The 6,499-nt window shown below is 51.3% G+C and carries 6 protein-coding genes; 5 read left to right on the top strand and 1 reads right to left on the bottom strand.

What is annotated here, in order from left to right:
• Positions 1 to 285 precede the first annotated feature (285 nt).
• Positions 286 to 939: a DNA oxidative demethylase AlkB gene (gene alkB / locus H8K43_RS16695; RefSeq protein ID WP_186904892.1), complete on the top strand. Its 654-nt coding sequence runs from the start codon at positions 286 to 288 to the stop codon at positions 937 to 939.
• A gap of 162 nt (positions 940 to 1,101) precedes the next feature.
• The gene (locus H8K43_RS16690) at positions 1,102 to 2,028 is read left to right on the top strand and encodes a 5'-nucleotidase (protein WP_186904891.1); all 927 of its coding nucleotides are present in this window, start codon (positions 1,102 to 1,104) and stop codon (positions 2,026 to 2,028) included.
• Positions 2,029 to 2,078: 50 nt separating this feature from the next.
• On the opposite strand, the gene H8K43_RS16685 is transcribed toward H8K43_RS16690, so the two are convergent.
• A complete protein-coding gene (locus H8K43_RS16685) occupies positions 2,079 to 4,388 on the bottom strand; it encodes an NADP-dependent malic enzyme (RefSeq protein ID WP_222611073.1) in 2,310 nt (769 codons plus the stop codon).
• A gap of 330 nt (positions 4,389 to 4,718) precedes the next feature.
• Here H8K43_RS16685 and H8K43_RS19115 point away from each other — a divergent pair, with 330 nt between their 5' ends.
• From H8K43_RS19115 to H8K43_RS16675, 3 genes are all read left to right on the top strand, one after another.
• A complete protein-coding gene (locus H8K43_RS19115) occupies positions 4,719 to 4,850 on the top strand; it encodes a hypothetical protein (protein ID WP_268971372.1) in 132 nt (43 codons plus the stop codon).
• 80 nt (positions 4,851 to 4,930) lie between these two features.
• Positions 4,931 to 5,899: a thiamine-phosphate kinase gene (gene thiL, locus H8K43_RS16680; protein WP_186904890.1), complete on the top strand. Its 969-nt coding sequence runs from the start codon at positions 4,931 to 4,933 to the stop codon at positions 5,897 to 5,899.
• Positions 5,896 to 6,417, top strand: coding sequence for a phosphatidylglycerophosphatase A family protein (locus tag H8K43_RS16675; protein WP_230404061.1), 522 nt, complete (start codon positions 5,896 to 5,898; stop codon positions 6,415 to 6,417). Before thiL ends, H8K43_RS16675 begins: the two co-directional genes overlap by 4 nt.
• The last annotated feature ends 82 nt before the right edge of the window (positions 6,418 to 6,499 follow it).

Genomic DNA, 6,499 nt, shown 5'->3' with positions numbered 1-6,499 from the left:
TTAAGCTTGCCGCTCAGTTAAAAACTAAGCGGTGCGCTTTCATCAAGTGCTCACATTTATTGACTGTTAATTGTTAAAGATCACAGAATATTGAATTCTTTTCTTGCCTGCCTTGCGGCGTTTGCTTTGAATCGTTTTGTTCGTCAGCAGCAGAGAAACGAGATTATGAAGCTTAGCCCGCTTTGTGTCAACACCCTGATCAGAATCTTCTGTTTATTCTCTTTAAACCGCTGTCTTAACTATTATCTGGCGCAACACAAACTGGTTTGCGCTTAGCATCACGAGATGAACTACGATTTATTTGATGAGCTCGCTAATACACCCGCCCAACTAGAAGAGATAGAACCGGGTGTGGTTCTGCTGCGCGGAGCAGCCAACCATCTGGCAACTGACATCCATCAACAACTAGACGCTATTTTAAATATCTCGCCATTCAGACATATGTTCACGCCTGGCGGCCGACGCATGGCAGTTGCGACCAGCAGTTGTGGCCCGTATGGCTGGATTTCAGATAAGAATGGCTACCGCTATCATTCTGCCGATCCCCTTACAGAGCAGCCATGGCCAGCGATGCCAGCCAATTGGGCGCGGCTTGCAAGCGAATCGGCCTTACATGCAGGCTTTCCGGATTTTCTGCCCGACAGTTGCCTGATCAATCGCTACCAGACCGACACTCAGCTGAGCTTGCATCAGGACAAAAACGAAAGGGATTTCAAGCACCCTATCGTTTCTGTATCTTTGGGTTTAAGCGCACAATTTCTGTTGGGCGGAATGCGGCGCGAAGATGCAAGCCGCAAAATCCCCTTGATGCATGGGGATGTTTTAGTCTGGGGTAATCAAAGCCGCTTACGTTTTCACGGTATCTCGCGCATCCAGTGTGGATACCACCCTCTATTTGGAGATTGCCGGATAAATCTGACATTCAGACGTGCAAACTGAGCATGCCTTCAACCCTCTGCGCACGGAGAAAAGACTTTACGCTGCTCACCGCACCGCTACATATAGTGATATCTTCTTACCAATGTAGCAAATAGTCAGCGGCACTTCTGACACCACTAAATCACCGGTCACTCTCCATCACCTGGAACACTGTACACATTTATGGCTTATTCCTTGGACCACCTGCTGGTAATCGGCATTTCCTCACGTGCTTTATTTGATCTGGAAGCGGAAGATGAGATTTTCCGTGAACAGGGACTGGACGCTTTTCGCTCTCACCAGTTGCGAAATGAAAACAAGGTCTTAAATCCTGGCGCTGGCTTTGCACTGGTCAAAGCCTTATTAAAGCTGAATGCACTGGTGCCTGAGCAGCGCATGGTAGAGGTCGTGGTGATGTCGCGTAACTCATCCGAGACCTCGCTCAGGATTTTTAACTCTATAGAACACTATGGACTGGACATCAGTCGTGCCGCTTTAACAGGCGGCGCACCACTCTCGCCCTATCTCAAAGCATTTAATGTCAGCCTGTTTTTGTCTTTACATGAGGATGATGTGCAGGCCGCGATCAATTCTGGCGTTGCATCTGCCATGCTCTATCCCATGCCACCCAATGCGGCGGACATGGAACAGATACGTATCGCCTTTGACGGAGATGCCGTGATTTTTTCGGATGAGTCCGAAAGAATTTATCAGCAGCACGGAGTTGAGGCATTTGAACAGCATGAGCGAGAAAATGCCAAAAAGCCTTTGCCCGAGGGACCGTTCGCACGTTTGCTGGTTGCACTCTCGTATCTACAAAATCAGTTCAAAACGCCGGATGGCCGCGCTTTTCCTATACGCACAGCTCTGGTCACAGCACGCTCCTCACCAGCACATGAGCGTGTGATTCGCACTCTGCGCGCCTGGAACATCGCCATTGACGAAACCTTTTTCATGGGTGGCGTGAATAAATCAGAAGTGCTGGCTGCTTTTAAACCGCATATGTTTTTTGATGATCAGCATGGCCACTGCATCAAGGCATCTGATTTTGTACCTACCGGCCGCGTACCTATCCGCCAGACTCAGCAGAAACAGCAGGAACAACAATAAAAAAACGGAGGCATCGGCCTCCGTTTTTTTATACAGCCTCAGCCAAACACTCAGCGCTGAGCAACCGCATCCACTACGCACAATGCCGTCATATTCACGATACGGCGTACTGTTGCCGATGGTGTCAGGACGTGCACAGGTTTTGCACAACCCAGCAGGATAGGACCAATCGCCACATTGTTGCCGGCCGTTGTTTTCAACAGATTGTAGGCAATATTAGCGGCATCGATATTTGGCATGACCAGCAGATTCGCATCGCCATTCAAAGTCGTATCCGGCATCATTTTTTTGCGGAAGGCAGAGTCGAGCGCGGTATCGCCATGCATTTCGCCGTCAATTTCCAGATCTGGCGCATCGCGGCGGATGATCTCCAGTGCGGCACGCATTTTCTGCGCAGACTCACTGTTACTCGAACCGAAATTCGAATGAGACAGTAAAGCCGCCTTAGGCATCAGACCGAAGCGACGCATTTCTTCAGCCGCCATAATCGTGATTTCCGCCAGTTGTTCTGCAGTCGGATTTTCATTCACATGCGTATCCACCAGCACCAGCTGACGATCTGGCAGTACCAGTGCATTCATCGCTGCATAGACATTGACGCCTTCGCGCTTACCCAACACCTGATGGATATAGTTCAGGTGCAGCGTGGAATTACCAAAGGTACCGCAGATCATGCCATCTGCATCGCCCTTATGGACCATCATGGAACCGATCAGGGAGTGACGGCGGCGCATTTCCAGTTTCGCGTATTGCTCAGTGACGCCTTTACGGGAAGTCATCTGATGGTAAGTCTGCCAGTAATCACGATAACGCGGATCGAATTCCGGATTGATGACTTCAAAATCAATACCCGGACGAATGCGCAAACCGAATTTCTCTACGCGTTGCGCCAGAACTTGCGGACGGCCAACCAAAATCGGCGTCGCCAGTTTTTCGTCAACCACCACCTGTACCGCACGCAGTACACGTTCGTCTTCACCTTCGGCATACACAATGCGCTTACGTTCAGCCGGTGCTTTCTTCGCGATCTGGAACAGCGGCTTCATAAAGGTACCGCTGTGATATACAAATTGCTGCAACTTATCTGCATAAGCCTGCATATCCTGAATCGGACGCGCAGCCACACCGCATTCTTCTGCCGCTTTAGCAACCGCCGGTGCAATCTTGATCATCAGACGCGGATCAAATGGTTTAGGAATCAGATATTCCGGACCAAACGACAGGTTACTGATGCCATAGGCGGAAGCCACGACGTCAGATTGTTCCGCCTGCGCCAGCTCAGCAATCGCGTGGACAACGGCGATTTCCATTTCGCGGGTGATGGTGGTTGCACCACAATCCAGCGCACCACGGAAAATGTAAGGGAAGCACAAGACGTTATTGACCTGATTCGGGAAATCCGAGCGGCCAGTCGCCATGATCGCATCGTCGCGCACTGCCTTGACTTCCTCCGGCAGAATTTCCGGTGTCGGGTTGGCCAGCGCCAGAATCAGAGGATTCGCGGCCATCATTTTGACCATGTCCTGCTTCAGTACACCTGCTGCTGACAAGCCAAGGAAGATGTCGGCATCAGGAATGACATCACGCAAAGTGCGCGCACTGGTGTCCTGCGCAAAGCGTGCCTTGTCCGGATCCATCAGTTCTGTACGGCCCTGATACACCACACCCGCTAAATCTGTGACGAAAATATTTTCGATAGGGAAGCCCAGATCGACGATCAGATCCAGACATGCGAGTGCTGCTGCGCCAGCACCAGACACCACCATCTTGGTTTTTTTGATGTCCTTACCGACGACTTTCAGACCATTCATGATCGCCGCGCCAACGATAATCGCAGTGCCGTGCTGATCGTCATGGAAGACCGGGATTTTCATGCGTTCACGCAGCTTGCGCTCGATATAGAAGCACTCAGGGGCTTTAATATCTTCCAGATTAATGCCGCCAAAGGTAGGCTCCAGCGACGCGATGATATCAACCAGCTTGTCCGGATCAGGTTCATTAATCTCAATATCGAACACATCGATACCGGCAAATTTTTTGAACAGGACGCCCTTACCTTCCATCACGGGCTTGGATGCCAGTGGGCCGATATTGCCCAGACCCAGCACGGCAGTTCCGTTGGTGATGACACCAACCAGGTTGCCACGCGCCGTATATTTAAATGCAGCAGTCGGATCAGCGACGATTTCTTCACAAGGAGCGGCAACACCAGGAGAGTAAGCCAGCGCCAGATCACGTTGGTTGGTCAGTTGCTTGGTTGGCGTCACGCTGATTTTGCCCGGTGTCGGGCATTCATGATATTCCAGCGCTGCCTGACGCAACTGCTGACGAATTTGCTCTTTCTGATCTGCTGAATCCATACGGCCTTCTTTCTTTTTTACTTACTCAAAACTTACTGTTGGAGGATAGGCTCTAGATTCTAGCAGAGCAGGCTTTCATTCTTCATACGTATTTGTACGGTTTCTATGCTTTTAGCGCATAAGTCTATGCCTAATTTGAATGAGGAAACCCTAATCGCATAGCAAGCCACTATCCAACCAATAAAAACAATTAATTTCACAAATAAATTACATATAACTATCATCAACAACACTTTGATAGCTAACAACCTTACGCAGCATAACATGAAGCTCGTTATCCCATGCAATCCTGCAACAGAACATCCAGTCCCGTATGAAAGGATACAAAGAATGCATACCGCAATCCACCTCCGCAAGGCAGTACTCACAATGTGGCAACGTGTCAATAACTGGCAGACTTTTCATACCTATAGTCTGTCCCCGGATGTGCAGAATATGCTGCTGACCGTCAGCCGGGTCTGAGCCAAAACCGCGAGCGGCTACCCTGTGTTTCCGCTAACAAACTCAGCCGCACAGACTCTGGTATTCGGTACAATGCGCGCATGCTCTCCGAATTTGATTTAATCCAACATTATTTTGCGCACCATTCCCCGACCGACTCGCATCTGGTGCTGGGTGTGGGTGACGACTGTGCGTTGATACAGCCAACGGCTGGCATGCAAACCGCGATTTCTACCGACATGCTGGTCTCGGGCCGACACTTTTTCCCTGACGCTGACCCGCGTATGCTGGGGCATAAATGCCTGGCGGTGAATTTGTCTGATCTGGCTGCGATGGGCGCACGCCCTATGGGCTTTAGCCTGGCGCTGGCATTACCGGAAGCGAATGCTGACTGGCTACATCCTTTTTCCCAGGGATTACTGGCACTGGCGGATCAGCATCAGTGCCGTCTGATCGGCGGTGACACCACCAAAGGACCACTGAACATCTGCATCACCGTATTTGGTGAAATCCCACCGGGACAGGCATTGCGCCGTGATGCCGCCCAAGTCGGCGATGATATCTGGGTTTCAGGCACGCTAGGTGACGCACGGCTGGCACTGGCCGGATACTGGCAAGAGCTGAACTTAACTGCAGAAGTCCATCAACAGGCAGCGCTGCGTATGCATATGCCGACGCCCAGAGTTGAGCTGGGACTGTCGCTGCGCGGTATCACCCATGCGGCGCTGGATATCTCAGATGGCCTGACTGGTGATCTCGGACATATCCTGAAGCGCTCAGGTGTTGGTGCGAGTTTGTGGGTGGATGCCTTGCCAGCCGGCCCTATGCTGCAACAGCAAGAGCTTGCACTACGCCGACGCTTTTGCCTGACTGGCGGCGATGACTATGAATTATGCTTCACTGCTGCAGCGGATCAACGTGATCAGGTACTCGCGGCAGCGCAAGCCAGCCAGACCCGCGTAACCCGTATCGGCCAGATTGAAGCCCAAGCCGGTTTGCGCTTATTCGATGCGCAGCAACAGCCGCTACAATTACATTTACAGTCTTTCGATCACTTCTCTACCCCATGACCACTCTGGATAACGGGCAAACGGCCCAGATATTGCGCCCCGGTGCGCGCTTCATGTTCAGTCATCCCGCGCATATCCTGGCGCAAGGCTTTGGCAGTGGCTTATCGCCCAGTGTTCCGGGGACCATGGGCACCCTGTTTGCCTGGCTGAGCTTTAATATCTTCAGCGACCGCTGGCCTGCGTTTTTCACACCCTGGAACTGGTTGCTCATCATCGTGATTGGCTTCGTCGTCGGCATCTGGGCTTGCCACATTACAGGCAAAAATCTGGGTGTTGCCGACCATGGCAGTATGGTGTGGGATGAGATTATTGCGTTCTGGCTGGTTTTAGTCCTGGTCACACCTGCGGGCGCACAAGCGCAGACTGCTGCGTTTCTGATTTTCCGTTTCTTTGACATGGTCAAACCACCGCCGATACGCTACTTTGACCAGCGCTTCAAGGGTGGCTTTGGTGTGATGTTCGATGACATTGTTGCAGCCTTTTTCAGCCTGCTGTGCATCGCACTGTGGCGTAGTTAATAACTGGCAATAGCACCTGAGGCACCTGATCCAGGCTATGCAACTGCAGAACTTCCACAACCATTGCCTTTATTGCACTTTA

The sequence above is a fragment of the Cognatundibacterium curvum genome (assembly GCF_014284235.1).
Lineage (GTDB): Bacteria > Pseudomonadota > Gammaproteobacteria > Burkholderiales > Burkholderiaceae_D > Undibacterium > Undibacterium curvum.
This window is presented reverse-complemented; position numbering and strand designations above follow the sequence as displayed.